Below are 13,160 nucleotides of genomic sequence, written 5' to 3'. Positions count from 1 at the left end.
CACTTGATGCCGCCCACCGCTTCGCAGGACCGGCGCGAAGAGATCCTGCGACTCGCCACCACCTCCGGCCTGGCCAGCGTCGAAGAACTCTCACAGCACTTCGACGTGACCGCCTCCACCATCCGCCGCGACCTCGCCCGGCTCACCGCCGACGGCCGGCTGGCCCGCACCTACGGCGGGGCGATGGCGCTGAACGCGCATCCGGAGGCGTCGCTGCGCCAGCGCACGACGGAGGCGTACGCGCAGAAGCGGGCCATAGCCCGATGGGCGGCGGCCCAGATCCAGCCGGGCGAGACCGTGCTGCTGGACGCCGGGTCGACGGTCGGGGCACTGGCCCACGAGCTGCGCACGGCGAACGACCTCACGGTCGCCACCACCGGCCTGACGGCGCTGCATGAGCTGGCGGACGTCGAGTCCGTGCATGTGGAGTGCCTCGGCGGGACGTTGCGCCCGCTCAGCCAGGCCTTCGTCGGCCCGCTGACCGAGGCGGCGCTGGAACGGATGACGTTCGACCGGGTCTTCCTGTCCGCGGACGGTGTGACGGCGGACGGCGGGATCTGCGAGGCGGATCTGCGGCAGACCCGGCTGAAGGAGCTGATGGCCCGCCGGGCCGCCCGCGTCTACGTGCTGGCCCATGCGGCAAAGCTGGGCCGGGCCCCGTTCCACGCCTGGGCCGCGCTGCCGCGCGGCTGGACCCTGGTCACGGACGCCTCGGCGACGGACGCCGACGTGGCGGCGTTCACCGAGCGTGGTACGCGGGTGGTGCTGGCCGATCCGGTGGCGGATTGAAACGGAATCGGCCCGAGCCGAAGGGCCCGGGCCGGCCGTCGCACTGTCGCTCCCGGAAGCCATCGAAGCCAACCTGCTGCCCACCGGGTCACGATGACGGAGCCCGGCTGAGCGGGCCACGACGACGGACAACCGCTCGTATGGCGCGGGGCTCTACTTGAGGGTGTCGAGGTCGATCGCCCCGGCCATGGCCCGGTACCCGGCGGGGCTGGGGTGCAGGTGGTCACCCATGTGCAGCCCGTCCGGCAGCCGGCCGGTGCCCTCGGGGTCGAGCGCGCGGTCGAAGTCGGCCACCGCGTCGTACTCCCCACCGGTGCGGATCCATTCGTTGACCTCGTCGCGGATCGCCTCGCCGTCGGCGGACCAGGTGGCCGAGCCGCCCCAGGGGAGCAGGGTGGCCCCGACTGTTCTCACCCCTCGGGCGTGCGCGGCGCGGATCAGTGTCCGATGGCCGGCGACGAGCCGCTCCGCGGTCACCGGCGGGTCGTCGCCGTCCGCCCCGCACATCCGGTCGTCGTGCAGTTGTATGTCGTTGATGCCGATCAGGACGATCGCGGTACCGATCCGGGGCTGTTCGAGCACATCGCGGGCGAATCGGGAGACTCCCGCGTCACCGCCGCAGGCCGAGTCGGTGAGCAGCTTGTTGGAGCCGATCCCGGCGTTCAGCACCGGACGGGACCGGCCTGCGGCCAGGAGCCGTTCGGCGAGCGCATCGGGCCAACGGTCGTCGCCGTCGACGGTGGCCCCGAACCCGTCGGTGATCGAATCGCCGAATGTCACGACCGCGTCCGGCCGGGGACGTACGTCGGCGACCTCGACGCCCTCCAGGTAGTACCAGGACCCGAACCCGGACTCCACGCTCTCGGTGAAGGCGGTCGCCGAGGTGTCCTGGTGGTGGTCGCCGGTGGCGCGGTAGGAAGTGGTCATCGAGACCTGGTGGTAGCTGGCCGGGCCGGTGGCGCCCTTGAAGTAGAGGGTGATCGTGAGCCGCTCCCGCGGGTCGGTGGGGAACGCGATCGGATCGCTGACGATCCCGCCTCGGGCGGGCAAGGCGGCTGAAGGCAAGCCTGCGAACCGCAGGGTGCGGATCGTACCGGGCCGCACGGCCGCGCCGTCGGCGGTCCGTCCGACACAGGCTCCGGTCAGGTGCAGCGGTGAGTCGCCGTACGCGTTCGACAGCCGGATCCGCAGCTTCGAGCCGCCCGTGTTGACGCGGATCACCTGGCGCACCGACTGGTCCTCGAAGCCCTGTTCGGCCCAGGTCGGGAACCAGGGCGCGCCGGAAGGACGCATGATCGCCGCCGTCCAGGCCCCGTCCCAGCGGTCCGTGGCGGCGAGGGCATCGGCGGCTGCGGGCACGCCCGCCGTGAGGGAGGCAGAGGTGGTGGAGGTGGAGGACATGGGAATTCTCCTTCTTGTGTGCGACTCAGGTCTTCGACGAAAGCGGCAAGTGCGGAAGTCGAAGGAGAGCCGGCCCCGGGACGGAAATCGGGGGAAGACGTCCGTCCCGGGGCCGGCCGCTTCCAGGGGGACTACTCGGCCTTCGCCGGACGCCACTGCTCGGCCGGCGAGACGCCGGGCAGCGGCCTGCCGATCAGCGCGAGCGGGATGAAGAAGTTGACCTGCCCGATCACCATGGCGAGCGTGGCCAGCGCAGTGGCGTCGTAGTGCTCGGCCGCCCGCGCGTACAGGTCGTCGGGGACACGCTCCCCGTGCGGGTCGGGCGTGAGCACGGCCTCCACCAGCTCCAGTGCCACCCGCTCGGCCTCGGTGAAGTAGGGAGCGTCCCTCCAGGAGGCCACCGCGGTGATCTTCTCCTCCGGCACCTTCGCGCGGCGCAGGTTGCCGGTGTGCAGCACCGTCAGGTACGTGTTCGCCACGAGCTGCCCGGCACGCAGGTGGACCAGGCAGACGGTGCTCCTCGGGACCGCGCCGTTCCCGGCGATCTTGAACAGGGCGGCGCTGACGTCGCCGAGTTGGGGCACCAGCTGCTGCGGGTCGGAGAACCGGACGGTGACGGCGTCGGACTTGAGCGAAGTCGCGTTCGAGTTCGCGTTCATGGAGGGTGTCCCTTCGTAACTTCGGATACGCAGGTGTTTCGCACCCGCTTGATCTGCTGCTGCACCTCACTGACGACGCGCAACGGGTAAAGGTGACCGACTGGGCCGGATGTCTTTCCGGGACTTTCACCCCGGGGCGGTTGCCGTCTGCCCACCGCACAGGTCGGCCCCCTTCCGATGCCCGGAGTCATCGGAAGGGGGCCGCCGTAGGTGAGCAGATCAGTCCTCGGTGGAAGCGAGGTCGAGCCGGGTCAGGCGTTCGGGGTCGGAGAGGATGTCGATGGCGGCGATCCTGCCGTCCGCGACGGTGAAACTCATGACGGAGAGCAGTTCGCCGCCGACGGTGTTGACCAGCCCGGCGAGACCGTTGACCAGCGCGGGGTGAGTGGTTGCGGCGGTGGCCATGCGCTGGAAGGTGGCGGCCTGGCCGGCGACGGCGGTGGCGCCGCTGATGACCCGCATGCCCCCGGTGAGGACGCCGCCGTCCGCGCGCAGCACCACGTCCGGATCGAGAAGTGCCAGCAACCCGTCGAAGTCGCCGCCGCGTGCGGCTGCCAGGAAGGCGTCCACCACCCGCCGCTGGTCGGCCGGGTCCGGGTCCGGCGGCGGGGTCGCCCCACGGACCCGCTGCCGGGCCCGGCTGGCGAGCTTCTTCGCCGTGGCGGGCGTGCGGTCGACGATCGGCGCGATCTGCTCGAACGGCAGCCCGAACAGGTCGTGCAGGACGAACGCCAGCCGTTCCGTCGGGCTGAGCGATTCCAGCACCACCAGCAGCGCCAGCCCGACCGAGTCGGCCATCAGCGCCTGCTGCTCGGGGTCGGCCACGTCCGCCCGGCTGACCACCGGGTCGGGCAGCCGCGCCTCCAGCGGCTGCTCGCCCCGGCGCTTGCGCGCGCGGAGCATGTCCAGGCAGACCCGGCCGACCACGGTGGTCAGCCAGCCGCCGAGATTGTCGACCTGGCGCCCCTCTGACCGGGTCAGCCGCAGCCACGTCTCCTGTGTCGCGTCGTCCGCCTCGGCAAGCGAACCGAGCATGCGGTACGCGACCGCCTTGAGGTGGGGACGTTGCTCCTCGAACTGAGCGGCCAGGAAGTCGGAGGGGTTCACGGTCACACGGTCCTTTCCACGGCGGGTGTCGTACCCTCTGACGCTCCGAACCCGCCGAAGGTGACAGGACCGCGGTCCGGAAGTTCCCCCACGGGCGATGACTTCGCTCCGATGCGGGAGTCTTCTCCTCAACGCCCGTGCCGGCACCGCTCGTTCCGGCTCCCGGGCAGCCCTACTGTGACAGGAGACGCTCCCGCATGACTGACCCGAGAACGGCAACGGACCACAACCGGCGTACTGACGTCTGGCCCTTGATCCACGCTGAGCGGACTGCGCTGGCGGCTGATCTCGCGGACCTGACCGACGAGCGGTGGGCGACCTCGTCACTGTGCGCCGGACTGACGGTGCGCGAGGTACTGGCGCACCTCACCGCGGGGGCGAGCCTCAACACCCTGCGGTGGCTGGCGGGTGTGGTCCGGTGCCGGTTCGACTTCGACAAGCAGGTGGCAGTACGGCTGGCGGAGCAGTTGGGTCCCGCCCCGGCCGGGACGCTGGAGAGATTCCGGCGCACGGCACTGAGCACGACCAAGCCTCCCCTCCCTGCCGTGGCCATGCTCGGCGAGACCATCGTGCACGGAGAGGACATCCGGCGTCCGTTGGGCATCGACCGGGACTACCCGATCGACGTGGTCACGCTGGTGGCCGAGTACTACCGGGGCTCGGACCTCGTGGTCGTCGCCAAGGGGCGTATCGGCGGCCTCGAACTCGTCGCGGACGACAGCCCCTTCAGGGCCGGTTCCGGGCCGCGCGTCTCCGGTACCACCCTGGCCCTGGTCATGGCGATGACCGGGCGCTCGACGTACTGCGACGACCTCGAAGGCGATGGTGTCGAACTCCTGCGCAGCCGCTGCGGGGTGGCGTGACAGTGCTCAGGCTACTGATGTCCCGGCCCCGCCCCCGACTGCCGTGACACGCCGCCAAGGTTACCTACCACCCGGTGGGTAACGGCGTCGGAGTCTCGCTGCACCGCCTGCCGGGCACCGGCGCGCGCTCCGCCGGGAGGTATCGGCTTCGAGCGCTTGAGGGGCGGCAAGACCACCATCGGCCGCGCGGTCCTCGGCCTGGTCCCGTCGCCTCCGGAACCGTCACCTTCGACGGTGAACGCGTCGACACGGCGAGCACCGCCCGCCGTCGCGCGCTGAGCCACGAGCTCCAGGTCAGCTTCCAGGACCCCTACACCTCGCTGAACCCGGCGCGGACCATCGGCGACACCCTCTCCGAGCCCCTCCTCGCCCGGGGGATCGACGCCCGCGACGCCCGCGGCAGGGTCGACGGCCTCCTGGAGCAGGTCCGGCTGCCGGGCGACGCCGCCGGCCGACTGCCGCGTGAGTTCTCCGGCGGCCAGCGGCAGAGGGTCGCCCGCGCCCTGGCCCTGCGGCCCCGTCTCGTCGCCTGCGACGAACCGGTCTCCGCGCTCGACCTCACCACGCAGGCGACCGTGCTCGGTCTCCTCCTGGACATCCAGGAGGAGACCGGGGTCGCCTACCTCTTCGTCTCCCACGACCTGGCGGTCGTCCGGCGCATGAGCCACCGCGTCGCCGTGATCCACCACGGCGGGATCGTCGAGACCGGAGACGCGGACACACTCACCCGCACGCCACACCCGGACCCTCCTGCTGTCGTCCCCCGTCGCCGACGTCACCGAACAACGCAGGCGCCGGGAGCGGCGAGCAGCTCTCGCCAAGTGCGAGTGAGCCCGGGGCGGACGCGCGCGGAAGAGTCCCCGCCCCGGGGCTCGCGCCGCGGCCCCGGGTGACGTCAGTCCGTACCGCCCGGCGCCGCGGTCCGTCCGGACGTCCGGCAGTAACCCCGCTCGAACGCAGCCCAGAAATCCTCGTCGATCCCCGTGTCGGTGAATGAGCTCCAGGTGGTGTGGGCGACGAGTTGCTCGCGCCCGTCACGGCTGTTGAGTGCGTAGGTCAGGTAACCGGGTGCGGCGCCGCCGTGGCCGTACGCACGGCCGCAGTCGGTGGCGTAGACGTAGATGCCCAGGCCGTAGGCGACGGCGGGCGGGGCGGCAAGGAGCACATGGAACGCATTGAGGCCATCACCTGAGCCCGTCATGGATTCCCTCTACGCGGCATGCCTGGATCGATATCGAGGGACGAGATCTACGGACCGAACCTCTCGTGTCCGAGAGTCGACCGATTGATGAGCAAGATCGGTAAGTGCCGGCGCGCGACCGGATCGACGCCGGATCATGCCCATGAAACGGTGTCCGAATGTCGACTTACTCAAGAAGTTGAGGAGCACCATTTTCTGGACGATCTGGCAGGTGCAGCCGCCCCAGGACGACGAGACCGCCGAGCTCCTCGCCCCCGTTCCGGCCGTACGGACCGGGGCAGCCTCGTGGGATAGGCACGCGTGTCCACCCAGGGGCAGTTGCTCGACCGGCCGTCCGGCCTGCGCAAGCGCGGCGTCAGCTTCACCTAGCCGTACTGACCGGAGACGTTGATCGACGGCTGGTCGTCTTTACCGAAGTTGCTGGCGAGCCAGAGCTCGATGGAGTCGAACGGAAAGTTCTGAGGGTGATGCGACCCTGGGATGATGGTCGCTGCCTGCATCCGGTCGAGCCGGAAGAGACGCCAGTCCTCGCGGCGGGTGTCGTACGCAACCAGGTACCAGTGCCGCTGGCGAAGCAGGTGGCGGTAGGGCTCTACCGTGCGTTGGGAGTGGCGGCCGTCCTGGTCGACGTAATCGAAGCGGATGCTGGCGCCCGTGGCTACGGCGTCGGCGAGGGTGCCGACGAGCGCCCAGTCGACGGGCGCTGGGTCCTCGTGGAGGATCTGGGTGGAGATAGCGGTTGCTGCGGCGCGCCGGCGCAGGGTGGGCGGGAGTATCTGCTCCAGTTTCGATCGGGCTGCGGTGACCGATGGGTCACCAGGTGCCCAGGCTTCGAGCACCAGCAGACTCGTGATGATTGTCGAAACCTCATCGGGACTGAGCAGCAGCGGTGGAATCTTCGTGCTCGGGCGCAAGCGGTAGCCGGCGCCGGGGCCTGGCCGTGATTGCACGTCGTAGCCCAGGCTACGGAGGCGTTGGGCGTCACGGCGCACTGTTCGTTCGCTCACCTGCAGCCGAGCTGCCAGAGCGCTGGTGTTCCACTCACGGCCTGTCTGCAACAGCGACAGCAGTTGCAGGGTGCGAGTCGATGGCGTATCCACCTTCCCATAATCAGCGTAGATGCGGCCCAAAACAGGCCGCATCTAGTCCTAGCGTGCTTTCCGACCCCAACGGAAGGACTCGCTATGCGAATCGCGGTAACTACGCCCACCGGGAATGTCGGCCACCACCTGACACGGATGCTGGTCCGGGCTGGCGTGAGGCCGCTGCTGCTGACCCGCCGTCCGGAGCGTCTTCCCGAAACGCTGGCGCAGCACGTCGATGTGGCGCGTGCTGATTCAAGGGACCCGGACCAGGTCGTGGCCGCGACTCGCGGTGTGGATGCGATCTACTGGGTCGACCCGCCCGCTGAGTCGGCGGATCCCCTGGCCGACTATGCACGCGCCACCGACGCGATCGCGATGGCGGTCACACAGAACGGGATCGTCCGAGTCGTGTTCCAGAGCAGCGTTGGCGCGGAGAAACGCCACGGCGCCGGGGAGATCGATGGCCTTGCAGCAACCGAGGTAGCCCTGGACGGCCTCGACACTGGCGTCACCCATCTGCGGTGCGGCTACTTCTTCACCAACCTGCTGTTCGACATCGAGTCATTGAAGGTCGGCAGGATCCAGACGGTGCTCCCGTTGGACGCGTCGATGAGCTGGGTGGCCCCTCGCGACATCGCCGAAGTGGCAGCCATGGCCCTGCTCAACCGCGACTGGGAGGGCCGGCGCGTCCAGGCCGTCCACGGGCCCGAGGACCTGACCTGGTCCCAAGTCGCCGAGATTCTGACGGATGAGCTCGGTCGCGACGTCGTCGTCGACCGTGTTGCCGACGCGGAAATGTACCAGCAGTACCTCGCGGTCGGCATGCCCACGGCGATGGCCGACGCAGTCCTGGGCATGTCGACCGGGCTGCGCGATGACTTCGTTCCCGAGCAGCAGCGTTCTGTGGTGACCACGACGCCCACGACCTTGCGCGCTTGGGTACGCGACCAGCTTCTCCCGGTTGCCTGAGGCCACACAACGTCCTACTTGTCCATGTCTGACGGCCGGGGGGCGCCAGACATGATTTGGACCGTGTCCTACGTGGTGAGGCGGATGAGTCGCTTGTAGCAGCGCAGGGCGGCGGCGAGTCCGAGAAGGGCCAGGTAGTTGCGGGGGTCGCGTTCGTAGCGAGGGCTGAGCCGACGGTAGCCGGACAGCCACGACATGGTGCGCTCGATGGCCCATCGTCGTCGCCCTGATCGTTCGCTGGACTCGATGCCGTTGCGGGCGATGCGCACGCCGATCCACTTTCCACGCAGCCATCTGCGCAGGTCAGCCCGGTCGTAGGCTTCGTCCGCACGCAGACGCCGCGGCTTGAAGAACCGGCCGCGGTGGGGGGCGAGTCTCGTTTGGTGACCCTCCACCATCGGCTTCAGCCCTTCGCTGTCGTGGATGTCGCCGGCCGAGACGCCAACAAGGACAGGCAGTCCGTCCGCGTCCGACAGGACGTGCGTCTTGGAACTAGGCTTGCCCCGGGCCACGGACTCGGACCTGTGTGTTCGCCCCTTTCCAGCCCTCCCGTGGGCGGTGTCGAGGACGACGCGGGTGACGCCTCGATCTGCCCGGACCTCCGGTCCCGGATGGTCCGAGGCCGCCTTGACTCTCCAGTGGCGGGAGACATCACAGTAGGAGACATGGACGGCACGACTCTCTACTCGATCGGGGAACTCTCCCGGCGCACCGGGCTGCCGGTGAAGACGATCCGGTTCTACTCCGACGCGAACGTGGTCGCGCCGACCAGTCGCACTCCCGCCGGATACCGGCTGTACGACCTCGACGCGTTGCTTCGTCTGGAACTCGTCCGCACACTGCGCGAGCTGGGCATCGGTCTCACCATGATCCAGCAGGTGCTGAACAGCGAACTCACGGTGGCGGAGGTCGCCTCGGCGCACGCCGATGCCCTGGACGTCCAGATCCAGACGCTGCAACTGCGACGGAGTGTCCTGCGTGCCGCGGCCAGATTCGGTTCCAGTCCCAAGGAGACCACACTCATGCACAGCCTCACGCAGTTGTCAGGCGAGGAGCGCCGCCGTCTGATCGGCGACTTCATCGACGGCACTTTCGGCACGGAGGGCACCGACCCGAACGCGGCGGCCATGGTTCGCGCCGCCACTCCCGACCTGCCGGACAATCCGTCCGCCGACCAGGTCGCCGCCTGGGTGGAGCTCGCCGAGATGATCGGCGACGACGACTTCCGGGCCCGCATGCGCCGGACGGCCGGCCACCAGGCCGATCAGCTGCCGCTCGCCATCGAGAACGAAGCCGGCGACGAACTGGTGGAGTTCACCCGGCAGAGACTGGCCGAGGCCAGGGATGCCGGCATCGACCCGCTCAGCGAGGAGGCCGCACCCGTCGTCGACGATCTCGTGCGGCGATTCGCGGAGGTGTTCGCACGCGACCCCGACGCGGAGTTCCGTGACTGGATGGCCCGGCAGTTCGAGGTGGCCCACGACCCCCGCGTGGACGAGTACTGGCGGCTGGTGTGGATCGTCAACGGCTGGCAGGTGGTGCCGGGCCTGGTCCCTGTGTACTCCTGGCTCGTCCAGGCCTTGCGAAGGGATCGGGATGGGGATCGCTGAGCACAGCGCACCCGTACTGTCATGCCGTCAGCACGCTCGGCGGGTGGCCGACAGCCGGCGCCCGCCGTCTCCCCCGGGGTGACGGCACCCGGGCCGCCTTCGTGATGAGCCGGGGCACGCGTGGGGTTGCCTCCCTCCCCCGAAGGGCAGGAAGGCAACCCCGTCAATGTGCGCGAGGGATGTCAGTTGTCCGCGCCGCTGCCCGGGACCACGCAGGAGCGGCTGTTCTCCCAGCCCCACCCGTCACCGTCGGGGTCGGACGAACTGCCGTCGACGCAGTACGGGTAACCGTTGGGGGCCGTGCCGCCGCCCGTTCCGCCCCCGCCGTCCGCGCCACCGCCCGGAACGACACAGGAGCGGCTGTTCTCCCAGCCCCACCCGTCACCGTCGGGGTCGGACGAACTGCCGTCGACGCAGTACGGGTAACCGTTGGGGGCGGTACCGCCGCCCGTTCCGCCCCCGTCGCCGCCGCCGTAGACGGTGGCGGTCTCGGACGTGGCCGCGATGCCGTTGGCGCCGTTGAAGAGGCGCTCGCCCCAGTTGGTCAGGGAGTTCGCGTTGAAGCCGTTGACCAGGTCGAGGTACTCGACGCCGCTGCCGTTGCCGCTCCAGGACCAGCCGAGGTAGCCGACGCCCAGGGACTGCGCGGTCGCCATGATGGCGTCCTCGTCGGGGTTGCCGTCGCTGTGCTGGTCGCCGAACTCGCCGACGACGATGGGCAGTCCGTTGTTGACGAAGTGGTTCAGGTAGTCCCGCGCCTCGGTGGCGGTGTCGTAGACGCCGTACATGTGGATCGAGAAGATGGTGTTGCGGTCGGGGTCGGACGCGAAGACCGAGGCCGCGTTGTTCCTCATGGTCCCGGACCAGTCCTGGCCCCAGTTGGGGGCGTCCACCATCAGGGCGTGGTCGAGGCCGGCGTTGCGGAGCTTGCCGATCGCGCTCTTGGTGGCGTCGGTCCAGGCCGTGTAGCCGGTGTTGCCGAAGGGCTCGTTGCCGATGTTGACGACGACGTAGTCCTCCTGGCCCTGGAGCGCGCTCTTCACACCGATCCAGTAGTCGGCCGCCTTGTCCAGCGTGGTGGCGGCGCCGTCCTCGCCGTAGCCGGTGGTGTCGTGCACCTCCAGCACGCAGATGACCTTGCTGGCCTTGCACTGGCCGATGAGGGTGGAGACCTCGGAGGCGCTCGTCCGTGTCCATCGGTCGCCGCTGCTGAGAACGACACGGACGGTGTTGGCGCCCTTGGCCGCTATGTCGGCGATGGAACTCGTCCGGTCGGGATACCAGGTGTACGCGTGGTTGACCCCGCGCATGACGAACTCGTTCCCGTTCGCCTCGACCACGTTCCCGTTGCTGACCCGGATACCGGTGGGTGCGGCCTCGGCGTCGCCGACGGACGGGCCGGCGATCGAGACCAGCAGGCCCAGAGCGGCGGCGAATGCCATACCCGCCTTCGTGATCAGGGTGTTTCTCGGCTTTCGCATATCTCTCCTCGGGTGTGGTTGCGGGTGTGGAGGGTGACGGAGTTTGTGGGCAGCGTGCACCCCATCCGTTCCGTTCATGACAACGATGTCTCGCGGCGACGTCGATCCCTGAAGGCGTGCTTGATGAGCGTCGCGCGCACTTCGGCGGGAGTGTCGCCGAAGGCAGGCTTCACAGACGTCGCGGGTATGGAGCACGAACCGAACAACTGACGCCGGCCCGACGCGACTTCGGCCGCAGAGGGCTCGAACGGCCCGTCGCCACACCATGAGGCACCGGCTGTTACGCCCATGTCAATAGACGGTTCACGATCCGTCCGCCGAGCGAGGGAGCGCCCTCCGTGCTAAACCGCTAAACGCGCTGACCAGCCCTCCCAGGGGTCACAAACTGGTCATTCACCAGCGCAGACACGGAGTGCGCAACCGATTGACAGCCGGACTACGCCCTCTTACGGTCCTAACCAGTTAACCGGTACATACCTCACGCGCCTGCACCGAGAGGGCCCGCCCAGCGAACAGCGGGCCCGCTTTCAACGGTCGCCTTCGCTTTGCGCTGCCCGCTGGTCGACTGCGCCCCACCTCGTTGCCTCGCCCCAGCCACTATACCGGTTCAATAACAAGGGTCGGATAAGTCGCGTGAAGCTTTTCGTACGCCATTACCGTTGCGCACGTGGAACTGCTTCAACCGTCATCGCGCCGTACCCATGGGGCTCGCACGGCTCACTGACACGGCCGCAGGGAAGGGACGCACCCTCGGTCGGCCCGTAAGCCTCACTTGCCCCCATTTGCTGACAACGTTGTCCGGAGGGGCCCCGTCTCATTGCCGTCAGCGCGCGGTGCGCGGAGACGGGCCCGGCCGGTCTGAGAGAGGACTGAATCGGTGTACGCCGCCCTGGACATCGGAGGGACGAAGATCGCGGGAGCCCTGGTGGACGAGCGGGGAACCGTCGTCCACCGCGCCGAACTCCCCACCCCCGCACGGGAGTCAGCTCACCGCATGGCGCGGACCGTCGATGCCGTGATCGACGCCCTGGCCGCCGCCCCCGCCTGGGGCACGGTACGCGGACTCGGCATCGCCAGCGCGGGCCCCGTCGACACGGCGAGCGGCTCGGTGAGCCCCGTGAACATTCCCGCCTGGCGGGCCTTTCCCCTCGTGGAGAGCGTGCGTGCCCATCCCATGGTCTTCGCCGGCATCGCACCGGTCCTGCTCGGCGATGCCGTGGCCATGACCGCTGCCGAACACTGGCTCGGCGCCGCTCGTGGCGTGGACAACGCGCTGTGCATGGTGGTCTCGACCGGCGTCGGAGGCGGCTATGTTCTGGGCGGCCGACTGCATCCGGGGCCCTCGGGGAACGCCGGACACATCGGCCACATCTCCGTCGACCTCGACGGGGCCCCCTGCGTCTGCGGTGCGCGGGGCTGTGTGGAGGGATACGCCAGCGGAACCGCCATCGCACGGTACGCCGTCCAGGCGGGGTGGGCGCCGCAGCCGGGCTCGGAACCGACTGCCGCCGCCGTCGCCGCCTCCGCCCGCGCGGGTGACGAACGCGCCCTGGCCGCGTACGACCGCTCGGCACGGGCCCTGGCCGCCGCCATCGCCGGCAGCGCGACACTGCTGGAGATCGAGGTCGCGGTCATCGGCGGGGGTGTCGCCCAGGCCGGGGAGACACTGTTCACTCCGCTGCGCCGACACCTGCGGACCTACGCGGTGCTCGACTTCGTCCGCGGTCTCGAGGTGCGCCCGGCCGCTCTGGCGCGGGACGCGGGCCTTGTCGGCGCGGCGGCAGCGGCCCGGCAGCGGCTGCGGGAGGCCGGTGAAGGTGTGACGCGAAGCGCACTCGCAGCCGGTAGTTAACCGGTTTTGGTCATTGCGCCAGGCGAGCCGTCAGACTCCCTCAGTCCTCCTCCAGGCGAGAGCCGAGCACTGTCCCTTTCCTGCAGCGGCGCACAGGGGCACCAGGCGCGGACGTGTGGGGGGCGCGGCATCCTGCCGCGCCC

The 13,160-nt window shown here is 69.6% G+C and carries 11 protein-coding genes and 2 pseudogenes; 6 read left to right on the top strand and 7 right to left on the bottom strand.

From position 1 onward, the window contains the following. The first annotated feature begins 6 nt into the window (after nt 1-6). Nucleotides 7-789, top strand: coding sequence for a DeoR/GlpR family DNA-binding transcription regulator (locus tag QC283_RS29630; RefSeq protein ID WP_279564794.1), 783 nt, complete (start codon nt 7-9; stop codon nt 787-789). Between the two features lie 153 nt (nt 790-942). Here the strand turns inward: QC283_RS29630 and QC283_RS29625 are convergent, their stop codons facing one another. From QC283_RS29625 to QC283_RS29615, 3 genes are all read right to left on the bottom strand, one after another. After that, on the bottom strand, nt 943-2,190 hold the full coding sequence (locus QC283_RS29625; RefSeq protein WP_279564793.1) for an SGNH/GDSL hydrolase family protein: 1,248 nt from the start codon (nt 2,188-2,190) through the stop codon (nt 943-945). A 131-nt stretch (nt 2,191-2,321) separates the two neighbouring features. Continuing rightward, nucleotides 2,322-2,849: a carboxymuconolactone decarboxylase family protein gene (locus QC283_RS29620; RefSeq protein ID WP_279564792.1), complete on the bottom strand. Its 528-nt coding sequence runs from the start codon at nt 2,847-2,849 to the stop codon at nt 2,322-2,324. A gap of 219 nt (nt 2,850-3,068) precedes the next feature. Next, a complete protein-coding gene (locus QC283_RS29615; RefSeq protein ID WP_279564791.1) occupies nt 3,069-3,962 on the bottom strand; it encodes a sigma-70 family RNA polymerase sigma factor in 894 nt (297 codons plus the stop codon). A gap of 191 nt (nt 3,963-4,153) precedes the next feature. On the opposite strand from QC283_RS29615, the gene QC283_RS29610 reads away from it, so the two are divergent. After that, the gene (locus QC283_RS29610; protein WP_279564790.1) at nt 4,154-4,819 is read left to right on the top strand and encodes a maleylpyruvate isomerase family mycothiol-dependent enzyme; all 666 of its coding nucleotides are present in this window, start codon (nt 4,154-4,156) and stop codon (nt 4,817-4,819) included. Between the two features lie 165 nt (nt 4,820-4,984). After that, a pseudogene (locus QC283_RS29605) lies at nt 4,985-5,650 on the top strand (ATP-binding cassette domain-containing protein); the annotation flags it as partial. Nucleotides 5,651-5,714: 64 nt separating this feature from the next. On the opposite strand, the gene QC283_RS29600 reads toward QC283_RS29605, so the two are convergent. Together QC283_RS29600 and QC283_RS29595 are read right to left on the bottom strand one after the other, a co-directional pair. After that, on the bottom strand, nt 5,715-6,020 hold the full coding sequence (locus QC283_RS29600) for a hypothetical protein (protein WP_279564789.1): 306 nt from the start codon (nt 6,018-6,020) through the stop codon (nt 5,715-5,717). A gap of 365 nt (nt 6,021-6,385) precedes the next feature. Continuing rightward, on the bottom strand, nt 6,386-7,120 hold the full coding sequence (locus tag QC283_RS29595) for a helix-turn-helix transcriptional regulator (protein WP_279564788.1): 735 nt from the start codon (nt 7,118-7,120) through the stop codon (nt 6,386-6,388). Between the two features lie 84 nt (nt 7,121-7,204). On the opposite strand from QC283_RS29595, the gene QC283_RS29590 reads away from it, so the two are divergent. Continuing rightward, nucleotides 7,205-8,074, top strand: a complete 870-nt coding sequence (locus tag QC283_RS29590; protein WP_279564787.1) for an NmrA family NAD(P)-binding protein — start codon at nt 7,205-7,207, stop codon at nt 8,072-8,074. A 68-nt stretch (nt 8,075-8,142) separates the two neighbouring features. On the opposite strand, the pseudogene QC283_RS29585 reads toward QC283_RS29590, so the two are convergent. Further along, a pseudogene (locus tag QC283_RS29585) lies at nt 8,143-8,655 on the bottom strand (transposase); the annotation flags it as partial. 84 nt (nt 8,656-8,739) lie between these two features. Here QC283_RS29585 and QC283_RS29580 point away from each other — a divergent pair. Beyond that, entirely contained in the window at nt 8,740-9,684 is a 945-nt protein-coding gene (locus QC283_RS29580) for a MerR family transcriptional regulator (protein ID WP_279564786.1), read from the top strand. A 182-nt stretch (nt 9,685-9,866) separates the two neighbouring features. Here the strand turns inward: QC283_RS29580 and QC283_RS29575 are convergent, their stop codons facing one another. Continuing rightward, nucleotides 9,867-11,165: a cellulase family glycosylhydrolase gene (locus QC283_RS29575; protein WP_279564785.1), complete on the bottom strand. Its 1,299-nt coding sequence runs from the start codon at nt 11,163-11,165 to the stop codon at nt 9,867-9,869. Nucleotides 11,166-12,042: 877 nt separating this feature from the next. Between QC283_RS29575 and QC283_RS29570 the strand changes: the two genes are divergently transcribed. Further along, nucleotides 12,043-13,017 (top strand): ROK family protein, encoded by a 975-nt coding sequence (locus tag QC283_RS29570; RefSeq protein WP_279564784.1) that lies wholly within the window; start codon nt 12,043-12,045, stop codon nt 13,015-13,017. The last annotated feature ends 143 nt before the right edge of the window (nt 13,018-13,160 follow it).

The sequence above is a fragment of the Streptomyces sp. DH41 genome (genome assembly GCF_029813785.1).
Lineage (GTDB): Bacteria > Actinomycetota > Actinomycetes > Streptomycetales > Streptomycetaceae > Streptomyces.
The sequence above is the reverse complement of the archived record's forward strand: the minus strand, read 5'-3'. Positions and strand labels throughout refer to the sequence as shown.

Excerpts from the sequence above, each read along its gene's own strand:
- QC283_RS29630 (WP_279564794.1), top strand. The coding sequence starts at position 7 with ATGCCGCCCACCGCTTCGCAGGACCGGCGCGAAGAGATCCTGCGACTC.
- QC283_RS29625 (WP_279564793.1), bottom strand. The coding sequence starts at position 2,190 with ATGTCCTCCACCTCCACCACCTCTGCCTCCCTCACGGCGGGCGTGCCC.
- QC283_RS29620 (WP_279564792.1), bottom strand. The coding sequence starts at position 2,849 with ATGAACGCGAACTCGAACGCGACTTCGCTCAAGTCCGACGCCGTCACC.
- QC283_RS29610 (WP_279564790.1), top strand. The coding sequence starts at position 4,154 with ATGACTGACCCGAGAACGGCAACGGACCACAACCGGCGTACTGACGTC.
- QC283_RS29600 (WP_279564789.1), bottom strand. The coding sequence starts at position 6,020 with ATGACGGGCTCAGGTGATGGCCTCAATGCGTTCCATGTGCTCCTTGCC.
- QC283_RS29590 (WP_279564787.1), top strand. The coding sequence starts at position 7,205 with ATGCGAATCGCGGTAACTACGCCCACCGGGAATGTCGGCCACCACCTG.
- QC283_RS29580 (WP_279564786.1), top strand. The coding sequence starts at position 8,740 with ATGGACGGCACGACTCTCTACTCGATCGGGGAACTCTCCCGGCGCACC.
- QC283_RS29575 (WP_279564785.1), bottom strand. The coding sequence starts at position 11,165 with ATGCGAAAGCCGAGAAACACCCTGATCACGAAGGCGGGTATGGCATTC.